Source organism: Bradyrhizobium sp. AC87j1 (assembly GCF_002936975.1).
GTDB lineage: Bacteria > Pseudomonadota > Alphaproteobacteria > Rhizobiales > Xanthobacteraceae > Bradyrhizobium > Bradyrhizobium shewense.
Window position 1 is genome coordinate 31684 of sequence record NZ_PTFE01000036.1, and the last position, 14421, is coordinate 46104.

At 64.3% G+C, this 14421-nt stretch carries 11 protein-coding genes and 1 tRNA gene; 5 read left to right on the forward strand and 7 right to left on the reverse strand.

Annotation, left to right across the window (positions count from 1 at the left end; translation table 11 throughout):
* The first annotated feature begins 4 nt into the window (after positions 1 to 4).
* The 3 genes from CV770_RS19725 to CV770_RS19735 all read left to right on the forward strand — a co-directional run bounded on the left by CV770_RS19725 (position 5) and on the right by CV770_RS19735 (position 5153).
* Entirely contained in the window at positions 5 to 1615 is a 1611-nt protein-coding gene (locus CV770_RS19725) for an ABC transporter substrate-binding protein (protein WP_104463489.1), read from the forward strand.
* Between the two features lie 106 nt (positions 1616 to 1721).
* Complete coding sequence (locus CV770_RS19730; protein WP_091966271.1) at positions 1722 to 3329, forward strand: ABC transporter substrate-binding protein; 1608 nt, start codon at positions 1722 to 1724, stop codon at positions 3327 to 3329.
* Positions 3330 to 3485: 156 nt separating this feature from the next.
* Entirely contained in the window at positions 3486 to 5153 is a 1668-nt protein-coding gene (locus tag CV770_RS19735; protein WP_104463490.1) for a glycosyltransferase family 39 protein, read from the forward strand.
* Between the two features lie 205 nt (positions 5154 to 5358).
* Here the strand turns inward: CV770_RS19735 and CV770_RS19740 are convergent, their stop codons facing one another.
* Entirely contained in the window at positions 5359 to 6609 is a 1251-nt protein-coding gene (locus CV770_RS19740; RefSeq protein ID WP_104463516.1) for a multidrug effflux MFS transporter, read from the reverse strand.
* Between the two features lie 350 nt (positions 6610 to 6959).
* Here CV770_RS19740 and CV770_RS19745 point away from each other — a divergent pair, with 350 nt between their 5' ends.
* Positions 6960 to 8267 (forward strand): hypothetical protein, encoded by a 1308-nt coding sequence (locus CV770_RS19745; RefSeq protein WP_245453802.1) that lies wholly within the window; start codon positions 6960 to 6962, stop codon positions 8265 to 8267.
* Here the strand turns inward: CV770_RS19745 and CV770_RS19750 are convergent.
* From CV770_RS19750 to CV770_RS19770, 5 genes are all read right to left on the reverse strand, one after another.
* On the reverse strand, positions 8231 to 8566 hold the full coding sequence (locus CV770_RS19750; RefSeq protein ID WP_201759933.1) for a hypothetical protein: 336 nt from the start codon (positions 8564 to 8566) through the stop codon (positions 8231 to 8233). The two genes, CV770_RS19745 and CV770_RS19750, sit on opposite strands and share 37 nt — an antisense overlap.
* Before the next feature lie 39 nt (positions 8567 to 8605).
* A complete protein-coding gene (gene asnB / locus CV770_RS19755) occupies positions 8606 to 10516 on the reverse strand; it encodes an asparagine synthase (glutamine-hydrolyzing) (protein WP_104463492.1) in 1911 nt (636 codons plus the stop codon).
* Positions 10517 to 10538: 22 nt separating this feature from the next.
* Positions 10539 to 11405 carry a glycosyltransferase family 2 protein gene (locus tag CV770_RS19760; protein WP_104463493.1) on the reverse strand — a complete coding sequence of 289 codons (867 nt, stop codon included), beginning with the start codon at positions 11403 to 11405 and terminating at the stop codon, positions 10539 to 10541.
* Positions 11402 to 12148 (reverse strand): class I SAM-dependent methyltransferase, encoded by a 747-nt coding sequence (locus tag CV770_RS19765; RefSeq protein WP_104463494.1) that lies wholly within the window; start codon positions 12146 to 12148, stop codon positions 11402 to 11404. Before CV770_RS19765 ends, CV770_RS19760 begins: the two co-directional genes overlap by 4 nt.
* A gap of 339 nt (positions 12149 to 12487) precedes the next feature.
* Positions 12488 to 12576: transfer RNA gene (locus CV770_RS19770), tRNA-Leu, on the reverse strand.
* A 173-nt stretch (positions 12577 to 12749) separates the two neighbouring features.
* Here CV770_RS19770 and CV770_RS19775 point away from each other — a divergent pair.
* Complete coding sequence (locus CV770_RS19775; RefSeq protein ID WP_104463495.1) at positions 12750 to 13178, forward strand: twin-arginine translocation pathway signal; 429 nt, start codon at positions 12750 to 12752, stop codon at positions 13176 to 13178.
* Between the two features lie 25 nt (positions 13179 to 13203).
* Here the strand turns inward: CV770_RS19775 and CV770_RS19780 are convergent, their stop codons facing one another.
* On the reverse strand, positions 13204 to 14406 hold the full coding sequence (locus tag CV770_RS19780; RefSeq protein WP_104463496.1) for an FAD-dependent monooxygenase: 1203 nt from the start codon (positions 14404 to 14406) through the stop codon (positions 13204 to 13206).
* Positions 14407 to 14421: the final 15 nt, after the last annotated feature.

The following is a 14421-nucleotide window of genomic DNA, read 5'->3' on the forward strand; positions in this document are numbered from 1 at the left end:
TTTTATGTTCCACTTCATGCGCCGGGGGCCTCGCGCGTTTGCCTCCAAACTTGCGCTGTCTGTCGTTGCGCTTTCGACGGCGCTTGCCTCGCCAGTGCTTGCAGCCGGCAAGACCATTACGGCGGTGATGCATTCGGATCTGCGCATCATCGATCCGATCTTCACCACGGCCTACATCACGCGTGACCATGGCTACATGGTCTACGACACGCTGGTGGCTCCCGATTCGAGCTTCAAGATCCAGCCGCAGATGGCGGACTGGAAGATCTCCGACGACAAGCTCACCTACACCTTCACGCTGCGCGACGGCCTGAAGTGGCATGACGGTGCGCCGGTGACGGCGGAAGATTGCGTCGCCTCGCTGAAGCGCTGGGCCGCGGTCGACGGCATGGGCCAGAAGCTCCTGGACTTCACCGCGAGCATCGAGGCGACCGACGCCAAGACCATCACGCTGAAGCTGAAGGAGCCCTACGGCCTCGTGCTCGATTCCATCGGCAAGCCGTCCTCGCGCGTCGCCTTCATGATGCCGAAGCGCCTCGCCGAGACGCCGCCGGACAAGCAGATCCCCGAGCAGATCGGCTCGGGCCCCTTCAAGTTCGTGGCATCGGAATTCCAGCCCGGCGTCAAGGCGGTCTACGTCAAGAACACCGATTACGTGCCGCGCAAGGAGCCGGCGAGTTGGACCTCCGGCGGCAAGGTGGCGAAGGTCGACCGCGTCGAATGGATCACCATGCCGGACTCGCAGACCGCGGTGAACGCGCTGCAGTCGGGCGACATCGACTTCATGGAAAACCTGCCCTACGACATGCTGCCGGTGCTGGAGGCGAACAAGGAGATCACGATCGAGGTCTCGAACAAGTTCGGCTTTCAGACGCTCGGCCGGATGAACTTCCTCTATCCGCCGTTCGACAACGTGAAGGTGCGACGTGCCGCTCTTCTGGCGATGAACCAGAAGGACGTTCTCGACGCGCTGGTCGGCAATGCCAAGTACCAGAAGGTCTGCGGCGCGTTCTTCGTTTGCGATACGCCGTTCGCGACCGAGGTCGGCGCCGAGACCCTGGTGAAGGGCAATGGCATGGCGGAAGCCAAGAAGGCGCTCGCCGAGTCAGGCTATGACGGCACCCCGGTCGTGGTGATGGCGCCCGGTGACGTCACCACGCTCAAGGCCCAGCCCATCGTTGCGGCCCAGCTGCTGCGCGAAGCCGGCTTCAAGGTCGACCTGCAAGCGACCGATTGGCAGACGGTGGTGAGCCGTCGCGCCAGCCAGAAGCCGCCGAAGGAAGGTGGCTGGAACATGTTCTTCACCAACTGGGTCGCGGCCGACGTCTCCAACCCGATCGCCAATCTCTCGATCGGCGGCCAGGGCAAGAAGGGCGGCTGGTTCGGCTGGGCGGAAGACGCCAAGATCGAGCAGCTCAAGGACGCGTTCGTCCGCGCGCCGTCGATCGACGAGCAGAAGAAGATCGCCGCCGACATCCAGAAGGAAGCCTATGAGCAGGTGATCTACATCCCGCTCGGGCAGTACCTGCTGCCGAGCGGCTGGCGTAAATCGCTGACCGGCGTGCTCGACGGCCCGGCGACGCCGCTGTTCTGGAACGTCGACAAGTCGGAGTAAGGCCCAGTCCAAAGAAGGAAGGCAGTTCGCGCCTTTCACGCCAACGTTACGCGGCGCCGCTGTCATCAGCGGCGCCGTGCGCCAGCCGGTCGCCAGGAGAACGTCAATGTTCCAACTCATGCGTCGGGGGCGTCTCGCGTTCGCTTCCAGACTTGCGCTTTCGGTCGCGGCACTTTCGGCACTTGCCTCGCCAGTTCTTGCCGCAGGCAAGACCATCACCGCTGTGATGCATTCGGATCTGCGAATTCTCGATCCGATCTTCACCAGTGCCTATATCTCGCGCGACCATGGCTACATGGTCTACGACACGCTCATCGCGACGGATTCAAACTTCAAGATCCAGCCGCAGATGGCCGACTGGAAGATGTCCGACGACAAGCTGACCTATACCTTCACGCTGCGCGATGGCCTGAAGTGGCATGACGGGACGCCGGTCACCGCGGACGATTGCGTTGCCTCCCTGAAGCGCTGGGCCGCGGTCGATGGCATGGGACAGCAGATGATGCTGTTCACCGCGAGCATCGAAGCGACCGACCCCAGGACCATCACACTGAAGCTGAAGGAACCCTACGCGCTCGTGCTGGAATCGATTGGAAAGCCGTCCTCGCGGGTCGCTTTCATGATGCCGAAGCGTCTCGCCGACACGCCAGTGGACAAGCAGATTCCCGAACAGATCGGCTCCGGTCCCTTCAAATTCGTCGCATCGGAATTCCAGCCCGGGGTGAAGGCGATCTATGTCAAGAACACCGATTACGTGCCGCGCAAGGAGCCGGCGAGCTGGACCGCGGGCGGCAAGGTGGCGAAGGTCGACCGCGTCGAATGGATCACCATGCCGGACGCGCAGACGGCGTTGAACGCGCTTCAGTCGGGCGACATCGATTTCATGGAAAATCCCGCCATCGAGATGTTGCCCACGATCGAAGCCGACAAGGGACTCAAGCTCGATATTCTGAATAAGTTCGGATTCCAGACGGGCGCACGAATGAATTTCCTTCATCCGCCGTTCGACAACGTCAAGGTTCGTCGCGCGGCGTTTCTGGCGATCAAGCAGAAGGATGTGCTCGATGCGTTGATCGGCGATCCCAAGTATTACAAGACCTGCGCGGCGGCCTTCATCTGCGACACGCCGTTCGCGACGGAGGTTGGCGGTGAGACGCTGGCGAAGGGGGGCGACATGGCCGCGGCCAGGAAGGCGCTGGCGGAGTCCGGTTACGACGGAACACCTGTCGTGCTGATGGCGCCGGGCGACGTGCTGACCCTGAAGGCGCAACCCATCGTCGTCGCGCAGCAGCTGCGCGAAGCCGGTTTCAAGGTCGACCTGCAGGCGACCGATTGGCAGACGGTCGTGAGTCGGCGCGCCAGCCAGAAGCCCCCGAAGGAGGGAGGCTGGAACATGTTCATCACCAATTGGGTCAGCGCCGACGTGGACAACCCGATTTCCAACGTCGCCGTCGGCGGGCAGGGCAAGAAAGGCGGCTGGTTCGGCTGGGCGGAGGATGCCAAGATCGAGCAGCTCAAGGACACCTTCGTTCGTGCTGCCTCGCTCGACGAGCGAAAGAAGATCGCGACCGAGATCCAGAAAGAGGCCTACGATCAGGTGCTCTACATGCCACTCGGCCAGTATCAAGCGCCTAGCGCCTGGCGCAAATCGCTGACCGGCGTGCTCGACGGCCCGGCAACGCCGCTTTTCTGGAACGTCGACAAGTCGGAGTAAGCGGCGGCGGATTCACGCCTTCGCTGTCTTCACCACACGGCGCCGCTGTTATCAGCGGCGCCGTTGCCATTTGTCAGCTTCACGTCAGCTTGAAACCGGTCGGTTTTTAACCCTTCCAATGTCCGGTCATTGCTATTTGTTTCAATCTTGAAATAGATGCGTCGTCCTTACGCGTCATTTTCCCTCCTCAACCTGATTCCCGTGCCGATCGATTTTGCATTCCAGGCGATGGCCGAACGGTCCGATCGCGCGCCGGCGCGCTGGCGGCGGCCTTTCCTGCATTGGCTCGATGGCGTCGAGGCGGGCTGGGCCGTTCCGCTCCTCATCGGCTGTTTCGTCGCGATCTGGACTCTCTATCTGGCGATCGCCTATGCCGGCGGCGGCCTGCACCCTGATACGCTCGAGGCCTGGATGCTGGGGCAGCATTTCGCCTGGGGCTATCACAAGCATCCGCCCTTGACCGGCTGGATCGCCGCCAGCTGGACTTCTGTCTTCCCGCTCAGCGACTGGTCATTGCAATTGATGGCGATGGCCAATGCCGGGCTTGCGCTGATCTTCGTCGACCGGATCGCGCGGCAGTTCGTGACCGGGCACAAGCGCATCCTGGTGCTTTTGCTCCTGATGCTGACGCCGGTCTATCAATTCCATGCCCAGCGCTTCAATGCCAATTCGGTGCTGCTGGCGGTCTGGCCGCTGGCGACCTGGTGCTTCCTGCGCGCATTCGAGACGCGCGCCCCGCTGTGGGCGGTCGCGGTGGGCTGTACGACGGCGCTGGCGATGGTCGGCAAATATTATTCGATCTTTCTCATCACGAGCTTCGCGTTTGCCGCGCTCGCGCACCCGGCGCGGCGTGCTTATTTCACCTCTGCTTCACCCTGGATCTCGGTCGTCGTCGGGCTCGCGGCGCTGTCACCTCACATCTATTGGCTTGCGACAACGGGCGCGTCGACCTTCACCTACGCGCTGGCGCACGCAAACGGCAACGCTGCGACCTCACTCGGCGAGGCGAGAAACTTTCTGCTGGGGCTGGCGGCGGCGCTGAGCATGTCGGCCGTGTTCTGGGTGCTCGTCGCAGGAACGCGCTTGAAGCGGTTTCCGACGGACTTCGCGGCAATGGGCCCGGGCCTGCGGCTTTTGTTCTACGTCACGATGGGCACGATCGTGCTGCCGGTGGTGACGTCGCTCGTGATGGGCACCGATCTGCCGTCGCTATGGGCGCTGCAGGGACTGTTCCTGTTCACCGTTCTCGTGGTCTGCGGGACGAGCTACCCGATCGAGCGCTTCTACACGGTCAACCTCACCGTGATCGTGGCCGGCGTCGCGCTCGCGGCGGTCCTGATCGCCGCGCCGATCCATGCCGTCTATCGCAATGATCACGGGTATGAGGAGGGCCGGAATCTCTACGCCCAGGCGGCCAGTGAATTGACGCGCGAGTGGCGCGAGCAGACCGGCGTGCCGCTGAGCGCGGTGAGTGGTGATGGTTCGCTGGCCTTCGCCACCGCGTTCTACAGCCCGGACCATCCACGTCATGCGGCGCCCTTCGAGTACGAACAGACGTTGGGCTTGCCGCGCAAGATGTCGCTCGACCGCGGCTGGGCCGCGCTGTGTTTCCGCGACCAGGAGTCTTGCACCCGGTGGATGGCGTGGGCGTCCTCGCAGACCGGACACTTCGTCAAGCGCGAGTTCACGGTGCGGGCCACCCTGTGGGGGCGGCCCGGTCTCTCGCGGCAAATGGTCGCTCTGATAGTGCGGCCCCGGGGAATGCGGATGATACCCAAGAGCGCTGCGGATGATTTCAGCGCCAGCAGGCGCGGTTCGGAATAGGCTCCGCGCTCAGCAATGACTGTCGCGGACCTGCTCGAGGCCCTCGCTCGCCAAAGGCGTCGTCAACGTGGCCTGCTCTGCGCTCGGCTCCGAACGTTCCGTCTTCCGCAGTTCGGCGTCGCGGCGATCTTCCCGGTGTTCCGGTTCCATTGAATGTGACCTCTCGAATTGCTGCAGGACAACATCGAGGCGATCGGGAAGTTCCTTAAGCGATGGGACGATGATGCGGCTTGAACAGCCGGCCCTTTTCCACCACCAGCACGATCGCGAGCGCAGCGAGCGTCGACAGGAAGAAGCCGACCGAGAACGGCAATAGCGTGCCGTCGAAGCTCTGTCCGATCGCCATGCCGACCACGATTCCGATCAGCGTCGTGATCGAGCCGTAGAGCGAGGAGGCGGTGCCGGCGATGTGGCCCTGCGGCTCCATCGCGAGCGCCGTGAAGTTGGCAACCATCATGCCGAACGAGAACATCATCAGAGCCGAGAGCACCATGAACAGGGTAAGCGGCAGGATGCCGAGAATTTCCGTCAGCAGCATCACGGCGGCGACGATTGTGTAGAGCGTCAGCGCGCCATGCGAGATCACGCGCATGCCGAGCCGCCCGACCAGCCTCGCATTGAGGAAGCCGGCGACGGCCGTGCCGGCCGCAATCGCGGCGAAGGCGAGTGGGAAGTAATGGCCGAGGTGATAGATGCCGGTGAAGACCTGCTGAGCGCAGAAGACAAAGGCAAAGAGCGCGCCGATGACGCTGCCGGCGGCCGTGGCATAGCCGATGGTCTGGCGATTGGTCAGGGTCTGCCGAAACGCCGAAAGCACGTCGGCGGGCGCGAGCGACCGGCGCCCGGATTCAGGCAGGGTTTCCGGCAGCCGCAGCACGCACCAGGCGAGCGCGAGCAGGCCGTAGAGCATCAGCACGACGAAGATGCCGCGCCATGCCGTCACAAGCAGCACCGCCTGTCCGAACGAGGGGGCGATCACGGGCACCGCGATGAACACCATCATGGCAAGCGACATCACGCTCGCCATGCGGCGGCCGACATAGCAGTCGCGCACGATCGAGGTCGCGATCACGCGTGTCGCCGAGGTGCCGAGCCCCTGCAGCGCGCGCGCCAGCAGCAGCGTCTCGAACGAGGGCGCCGCGACCGCCAGCACGCTCGCCACCGCATAGACCGCCATGCCGCCGAGCAGCACCGGCCGGCGGCCGAAGCGGTCCGACAGGGGACCCATGACGAACTGGCCGGCGCCGAAACCGATCAGGAAGGTCGACAGCACCAACTGGAGATGGTTGGCGACGGGAATGTTGAAGGCTGCCCCGATATTGGGCAGTGCAGGCAGCATCATGTCCATCGCAAGCGGATTCAGCGCCATGATGGACGCGATCACGACGACGAATTCTGGAAATCCCATTGGGCGGTGTCCCGCGGACACCCAATCGTCGGCATTGACGTCAGACAAGAAGCTCACCTCTGAAATTGACCGACTTTATCCATCGCCCATGCTGCGTTGCACAACCCATGTTTCGGGATGGCTGGCAGCGGAGGAGGGGCGGACAAAAATTGGTGAGGGGGAGCCCCCGCGCGAGCCGAACCGCGGGTCCTGCTATGGCCCGGAAACCAGTGATTCACCATCCCTCCCTAAAGATCGGCGCCGGGCGGGGCAGGTCGGGCCCGGCGGGATGAAACGGAAACGCCTCCTGTCCACTGTGGCGGCCGATCGATCAGGCGCCGAGAGAACCAGACCAAACAAGGTATCCGATTGTGTCTGATGTCACCGGTACAGCACGATGGTTGCAGCCCTCGGCCGACATGGCTTCGAGGCGAAACCTCTGGCTTGCCTGCCTGATCGCACTGACCGCGCTTCTGGTGTTGGGCAATCTCGCCAGCGACGTCGGCCTCGATGTGAAATATGGCTGGGACACCCGCGTCAATTGCGCGGCGGTGGATGCCTATGCCGGCGGACTCGATCCCTACTTCGTCAAGAACCTGAAGGGCACCAAGCTCTCTTACCCCTATCTGCCGGTGACGCTGGAGGCGTTCCGTCCCTTCTGCGCGGACGGCATTCTGGTCGCTCATCACAAAACTATCTTTCCCGTGCTCGCCGTGCTCTGCGGCCTCCTCTTGCCCGGTCTTGGCTTGCCAGGTCTTGGTTTGCCAGGTCTCGGCCGAACGCGCCCGAGCGCTCGCGACGTCGGGCTCAGGGTGCTCTGCGCGCTCGGCGCATTCGTCGGTTTCGAATGGGTGCAGGCGTCGGGCAATTTCGCGATCCTGAGCGGCGTGCTGACCGCGATCGCGCTGAGGCTTCTGCTTTCTCCGCCCGCATCCGGAGCGGCGGAGGACCGCAGCTTTCCGTCGCGCCTCGCCGGCGCCGCGCTGCTCGGCCTCGTGATGTCGTTCAAGCTGGTGTTTTTTCCCGTGCTGGCCGCGCTCTATTTCCTGCCGCTGCCGCGCGGCCGCAAGCTGATGCTGATCGCGATGGCGGTGTTCAGCTTCGCCTTGCCGATCCTGATATCGTGGCTGGCATACCCCGATCTGTTCGCGAGCTGGCAGCTTGCGGTGGCCGGAAAGATTCCCGACCAGCACCTCGTCGAGCTGTTCGAGAGCAATCCGTCACTGCTGCTGCTGGCGCGGGATCTGATGGGCCATGTGGGCCTGATCGATAGCAAACCGGCGATCTTCGCAACCTATGCCTTCGCCGTGACCGCACTGGTGCTCGTGCCGTTCGCCTTATCCGTCCTGCGCTTGATCGGGAGCCGGCCGGCGCACGAGGGAGATTCGCTTCTTGCGCGAGTGGATCGCTGGCTGATGGATCACCCCCGTGCAGCAATGCGCATCACGGTGCTGGCCATGTTTGCGCTCTATCTCAGCTCGCCGCGCCTCAAGGAATATGCCTTCTTCGAGCTCGCGCTCTATGCCGCGATCCTGCTAGTCGATCTTCCGGCCAGGGCACTCGCCGCCGCGCTTACCGTCGGTCTCCTGATGCCCTCATTGATCTTCGTGACGGGGAGTTCCCCCGAGGACAATTCTATTCAGCTCTTCAGTGCGCTGATGTTCTTCTGGGTCCTGCTGCTCGACGCCCGTCATGCGGGCCGGGTGCCGGACACGGTCCAGCTATAGCCGTGGCGGTGGTAGAGCCTGACATCCCCGAATCCGCCATCCGACAGCAGCGCCTCCGCCTCGGCGCGCGTGTAGTATTTCGCGTAGGCGGGATTGAGCTGGTCGTAGATGGTCAAGCGGCGAACGCTGCGCGGAAACTTCGCCAGCACCGAGCGCATGTAGGACCGCATCGGTAGCGGCAATATCCGGCACAGCCCGATATAGGCCGTCAGCGCCCATTCCAGACCATGCGACAGCACCACCAGCAGCCGGTGCGGCAGCAGCACGGTGAGCTTGCGCAGCGGGATCGCGAGCGACAAATAGGTTCTGGTCCTTCAGGTCCGGCACGTGCCCGCTCCCTACGCTCGGCGCGGCGAGGGGGTCGCAAGCCCCGTCAACCAGATGCCCAGCGTCAGGATCGGCCACAGCGCGAACGCATTGTCGCTCCTGGCCTCGCGATGCGCAGTCCACAGCAGCCGGATCGCCTCCGGTTTCAGGAAGGGCGCAAAAACGTCGGCCTCCCTGTCGAGCACGCGGTCGCAGATCGGCCGCAGCCCACCGCGCCGCATCAGTTGCGCGATCGGCACGTTGAAGCCGCGCTTGCGCGACCATGCGGCCTCTTCCGGCATGCCCAGGCGCTCGGCGAGTTTGCGCAGCACATATTTCGGTGCGCCCTTGGGCCAGGGATTGAGCAGCGAGACATCGAGGCTGCCGGCGAGGTCCATGACCCGTCGATCGAGGATCGGCACGCGCACTTCGAGACCATGCGCCATGCTCATGGCATCGACCTTGGTGAGGACGCTTTGCAGATGGAAGCGCTGGTCGGCGATCAGCGCCCGATCCAGCACGTTGTCATGCGGCTCCGAATAATATTCGGCGTATTCCGCGAACGGATCGGCCGATGCAAGATCGGCCATCCCGCGGTCATAGATCCTCTCGGCGAGAAAGCGGGGAACGAGCCGCCGCCATTGCAGATGCGGGCTGTTGCCGGCTTCGCCCAACCCGAGCGCGAAGCGGGCGAGTTGCGCCGCTGCCGGAAGCCGCTTCTCGTTGCCGCGCACCGATGCATAGGCGAGGCGCCCGGTCAGGCCGGCAAGGCCGCGCGGAACGACGTGGCGCGCGCGCTCCGCCATCATGGTCGCGGCATAGGTTTCATATCCGGCGAAGAACTCGTCGCCGCCGTCGCCGGACAGAACCACCGTGGAATGCCGGCGGACCGCGCCAGCCAGATGATAGAAGCCGAGGGCGCCCGTGTCGGCGCATTGGCCGTCGAAATGATAGACCACCGCCCGCAGCGCCGCCTCGGCATCCTCGCCGGCTTCCCCGTCGATGACGTTGAGCGACAGGCCGGCGGCGGTGGCGATCTGCTGCGCCACCGCGGTTTCATCATGGCTTTTCTCGGTGAAGCCTGCCGTGAACAGCGGCGGCTTCAAGCCGAGCCGGCCGAGCGTCAGGCTGATCAGCGAACTGTCGATGCCGCCGCTCTGCAGCACGGCGAGCGGCACGTCGCTCACCATCTGGCTCTTGACCACGGTCTCGATCGTCGATTGCAGCCGGACAACGGCTTCGTCGAGGTCGCGGATCGCAGGCGCGCGCACCGGCCGCCAGAAGCGTCGCTCGGTTCGCTCGCGCTCGGTGAATCCGATCATCGTGCCGGGCGGGAGCTGCTTGATGTCCTGGTACAGGCTCGTTTGCGTCCCCGGATGGCCTGCGGCGAGATAGGTGTGCAGGGCCACGGGATCGATCCGCGCGGCGAGGTCTCCGCTCGCCGTAAGTCCTTTGATTTCGCTTGCGAACAGAACGCGGCTGCCGTTCTCGGAATAATACAGCGGCTTGATGCCGATGCCGTCGCGCGCCAGGATCAGGCGGCGCTCCTGCCGATCCCACAGGCCGATCGCGAAAAAGCCCTCCAGGCGTTCGAACATCGCCTCACCCCAGGCGAGATAGGCGTAGGGAAGGATTTCGGTGTCGCAGGTGCTGCGAAAGCGGACGCCGAACGATCGCTCGAGCTCGCTGCGCAACTCGTGATCGTTGTAGATCTCTCCGTTGTAGGTGACGACGATGCGCTCCGAGGCATCGAGCATCGGCTGGCGTCCGGCATCGGAGAGATCGCGGATGGCGAGCCGGCGGTGGGCGAGGCCGACGGGGCCGTCCAGCCAGGTGCTCTCGCCGTCCGGCCCACGATGGACCAATGCTGCCGACATCGCCGCAACCGCGCGGCCGTCGGCGGGCCGGCCGTCACGATGAAATATGCCCGCTATGCCGCACATCGCGTTCCCTTGCCGCGGGAGGTCATGGTCGCTGATTCATGATCTGCTTCAGCAGCACCGCGAGCAGTCCCATGGCGACGACGAGAATGCTGAGCAGGATCGCGCCGACGCCCAGCACGAAGGCGCTGACGACCTGCAGGATGATCCCGCCGACCAGCGAGACCAGCGCGAGCGCCATGCACATCATCGCCAGCAGCACGAAGATCTTCAGCGGATTGTAGTAGGTGCAGGCCTCCAGGACGTATTGCAGGGTGCGAATGGAGTCGCGGAACAAGTTCACCTTGGAGCGGCCGATGCGCTCCTTGTAGTCGATGTCGATGTAGTCGACGAACTTCGCGTTCATCATGTAGGCGAGCGTCAGCGACGTCGTGAAGCTGAAGAGGTCGCTGACATGCTCGAAATAGGAGATCGCGACCTGCCTGCCGAACACGCGCAGGCCGGAATTGATGTCGGGGATATTGCGGTTGGCGGTGAATTCGACGATCGCCTTGAGGATTGCGCGTAGCGGCGATTTCAGCCTCGACTCGCGGTAGTTGGGCCCGGTCCGGGCGCCGACGACCATGTCGAACCCCTGGTTGAAGCGCGCGACCAGCGCCGGGATCGCCTCCATCGGGTAGGAGCCATCCGCGTCGCTGATGACGATCGTGTCGTAGGACGCAGCGCGAATTCCATCCTTCAGCGAGCGGCCATAGCCGATGTTGTGGGGATGCCTGAGCACCTTTGCACCGGCCTGTTCGGCGAGCTCTCCGGTGCTGTCGGCCGAACCATCGTCGACAATGATGATCTCATAGGGAGTGAGCTGAGCGCCGTCGAGAGCCGCCTTGGCTCGATCAATGGTTTCAACAATGCCGTTGCGCTCGTTGAGCGCAGGAATGACGACTGAAATCATAAGCGGCGTGCAATGCAGGTGACGGATTGCCCAAAGAAGCTTCGCGAGAGCGGATCGAGCGCCCGCGACAGCGGCACGGCATATTTGTCGAACAGGGCGATCTGCCCGTTGACGGCGGAATCGTTCAGCGACTGATGCCGCTTCAGGCGATTGGCAAGCCACCCGAGCCCGCCGATCGGATTGAAGTAATTCAGCCGGACCAGCTCGACCGGTTGATCGGCGAGCAGCTTGGCAAGGCGCGCGGTGGTGTAGCGGCGGCAGTGTCCGGCCAGGCGATCGAGATCGTTGTAGAGCAGCATCAGGGCGGGAACGCTGATCAGGAGATGGCCGCCGGGCTTGAGCACCTGGACCAAATTGGCAACCGCCGTGGCGTCATCCTCGATGTGCTCGAGGACGTTGATGGTGAAGACCGCATCGACGCCTTGGGGAAACAGGGAACTCAGCTGATCGCGGACCAGAATGTCGCAGACGGCGAACTTGCGATCGGGCATCGCCTTGGCGGCACGTTCGACGCTGTCGCGGTCGTGGTCCACGCCGCAATAATCGCCAAGCTCTCCGAGCACTCTGCTGTAGAGCCCATGGCCGAACCCGACCTCGAGGATCGCACCCTTCAGGTAGGGACGGAACTGGTCGATAACCCAGTTCATGTAATTCTGCGCGTCGGCGATCGCGCTCGAATACGTATCGGCCCCGACTTTCAGGCCTTCCGTCGTGGACTGGGCGGGAAAGGAGGTTTGAGCCATGGAGCCTGTGCCTTGTTCTCGCCCGGGTTAGCAGCGAGCGCCGCATTTCTCAAGGACATGTGCGGCACAATCGCCTTAAAGTTGACGGCTCTTGCGACAGGAACATGATGTGCTCCAGCGCGCGCTCGATGCACTGAAATCCCGCCTCGATCATCGATCGTCGCCTGCTTTCGTCGAAGGCTGCTCGGACTCGGACGAGGCGATCTTCAGATGCCGAAGCCGCGCAACAGAGCTGTTGGGCAGATCGAGACGTCACCGGAGGCGTGTTCGATGATCGCTCAGCTGAAGCGGAGGGCAGACCGCCTTCATCAATGGCCCACGCGGGAGCATCAAATCTCGTGGTGCGGGCAGCCGGGGTCGAACCGGCACAGCGCTTGCGCACCGAGGGATTTTAAGTCCCTTGCGTCTACCAATTCCGCCATGCCCGCTTGATCCAACGAGATCAAACACTTAAGTCCATCCTGGCCGTCTGGAATTGGCGCGTTGCCAGCCCGGAGGGACGGTTCTTCCTTAAGCGAGCCGGGCGCACAAGGCAAAGCCTCAATCCGGACATCTGTTGTTGCTTTAGGCATTCTCAATCCACGGGGACTATTCATCCGGCATGGCTGCTTCGTTTTCCACATCGCCGCGCGGCTTCGGCGCGCTCCTCGCGCTGCTTGCGGCCGGCGCCGCGCTGTCCGGCTGCGCCGGCATGAGCGAGACGGTCGCGCCGGCCTTTGCCGATCCCGCCAAATACGAATTGTACGACTGCAAGCAGCTGGAGGCTGAGCGCAAGTCGCTCGCCAAGCGCACTGACGATTTGCGGGGGTTGATGGAGAAGGCGGAGACCGGGACTGGTGGCGCCGTGGTGTCCGAGCTCGCTTACCGCAACGACTATGTTGCCGTGCGCGGGTCGGCGCAAATGGCCGATGACGCCTGGCGCCGCAACAAGTGCCGGGAAACGCCGCCGGAGGCGACCCCGCCTGCCACGCAATTGTCGCCTGCGGCGATTGCCAAGCCCGCTTCGAAATCCGGGAAAGCGTCCCGCTGAGGCGCCGCGCCGGCGGCGCTTCGCATCAGGGCCGCCAGCCGTAGATCCAGTCCTGCCGCGCCAGCATGCGGTTCGGGCCGAGCGCGCGGATCGCAAGATCGCGTGCGGCCGCAAGCGGCCCGCCGAGATGATAGATGCGGCCCTGCTGCCGCGCGGTCCGCTGCACCCGCCGCACCCGCGCCTGACGGGCGCGGCCGTATTGCGTCAGCGCAGCACTGATGCCCGCCGTGCTCTCGGCGGCTTCAAAGCTCAGATGCCGGGCGAGCACCGCGGCGTCCTCGATCGCCATGCCGGCGCCCTGGGCTGCAAAAGGCAGCATCGCATGCACGGCATCGCCGAGCAGCGCCACCGGACCTTTGCTCCAGGGGCAGCCGTCGGGCACGCCGAACAGCGCCCATTTCCGCCAGCTGTCGACCGTGGCCAGCATCATCCGCGCCGAGGCCGGCCAGCGCGGCGCGGCGAAGGCGTCCATCACTTCCAGCGGATCGCCGGGCGTGCTCCAGCCCGGCCTGTTCCAGGTGCCCGGAAGCACTGCGACCACGTTGATCTGGCGTCCGCCCGCGATCGGATAGGCGACGAGATGGGCATTCGGCCCCATCCACAGCTGCACCCGGCGTGCGGTGTAGTCCTTTGGCAGTTGCGTGGCATCCAGCGTGCCGCGCCAGGCGATCAGCCCGGAGAAGCGCGGCTGCACCTCGGGAAACAGATGCTGGCGGACCGTCGACCAGATGCCGTCGGCGCCGATCAGCGCGCTGGCGAGATCGCTGCGGCGGATCGTGCCGCTGCGGTGGACCACCGTCAGCCCCTTGGCGTGAGGCGCGACGTCTTCGAAGGTTGCGCCCAGCTTCAGATCGATGTCGGGATGGTCCGCAACAGCACCGGCCAGCGCGGATTGCAGGTCGGCGCGGTGCACCACCCAATAGGGGGCGTCGGCCCGCAGCGAAGCGGCCTCGCCGAGCGGCATGCGCAGCAGCTCGCCGCCGGCCCGCGCGCTCATGATCGAGACCGCTTCCGGAGTGACGGCGCGCAGCTTGAGGCGCTCAGTGAGGCCGAGCTCGACCAGCACGCGGCTGGCATTGGGGGAGAGTTGCAGGCCGGCGCCGACTTCCTCGAGCCGCTCGGCCTTTTCCAGCACGACGATGCGGAAGCCGCGGGCTGCCAGCGCCAGCGCGGCCGTCAGTCCACCGATGCCGGCACCGGCGATGACAATCGTGCGGGAGAGCGCCACCCCTGACCGATGGAA

Excerpts from the sequence above, each read along its gene's own strand:
- CV770_RS19725 (WP_104463489.1), top strand. The coding sequence starts at position 5 with ATGTTCCACTTCATGCGCCGGGGGCCTCGCGCGTTTGCCTCCAAACTT.
- CV770_RS19730 (WP_091966271.1), top strand. The coding sequence starts at position 1,722 with ATGTTCCAACTCATGCGTCGGGGGCGTCTCGCGTTCGCTTCCAGACTT.
- CV770_RS19735 (WP_104463490.1), top strand. The coding sequence starts at position 3,486 with ATGCGTCGTCCTTACGCGTCATTTTCCCTCCTCAACCTGATTCCCGTG.
- CV770_RS19745 (WP_245453802.1), top strand. The coding sequence starts at position 6,960 with ATGGCTTCGAGGCGAAACCTCTGGCTTGCCTGCCTGATCGCACTGACC.
- asnB (WP_104463492.1), bottom strand. The coding sequence starts at position 10,516 with ATGTGCGGCATAGCGGGCATATTTCATCGTGACGGCCGGCCCGCCGAC.
- CV770_RS19760 (WP_104463493.1), bottom strand. The coding sequence starts at position 11,405 with ATGATTTCAGTCGTCATTCCTGCGCTCAACGAGCGCAACGGCATTGTT.
- CV770_RS19765 (WP_104463494.1), bottom strand. The coding sequence starts at position 12,148 with ATGGCTCAAACCTCCTTTCCCGCCCAGTCCACGACGGAAGGCCTGAAA.
- CV770_RS19775 (WP_104463495.1), top strand. The coding sequence starts at position 12,750 with ATGGCTGCTTCGTTTTCCACATCGCCGCGCGGCTTCGGCGCGCTCCTC.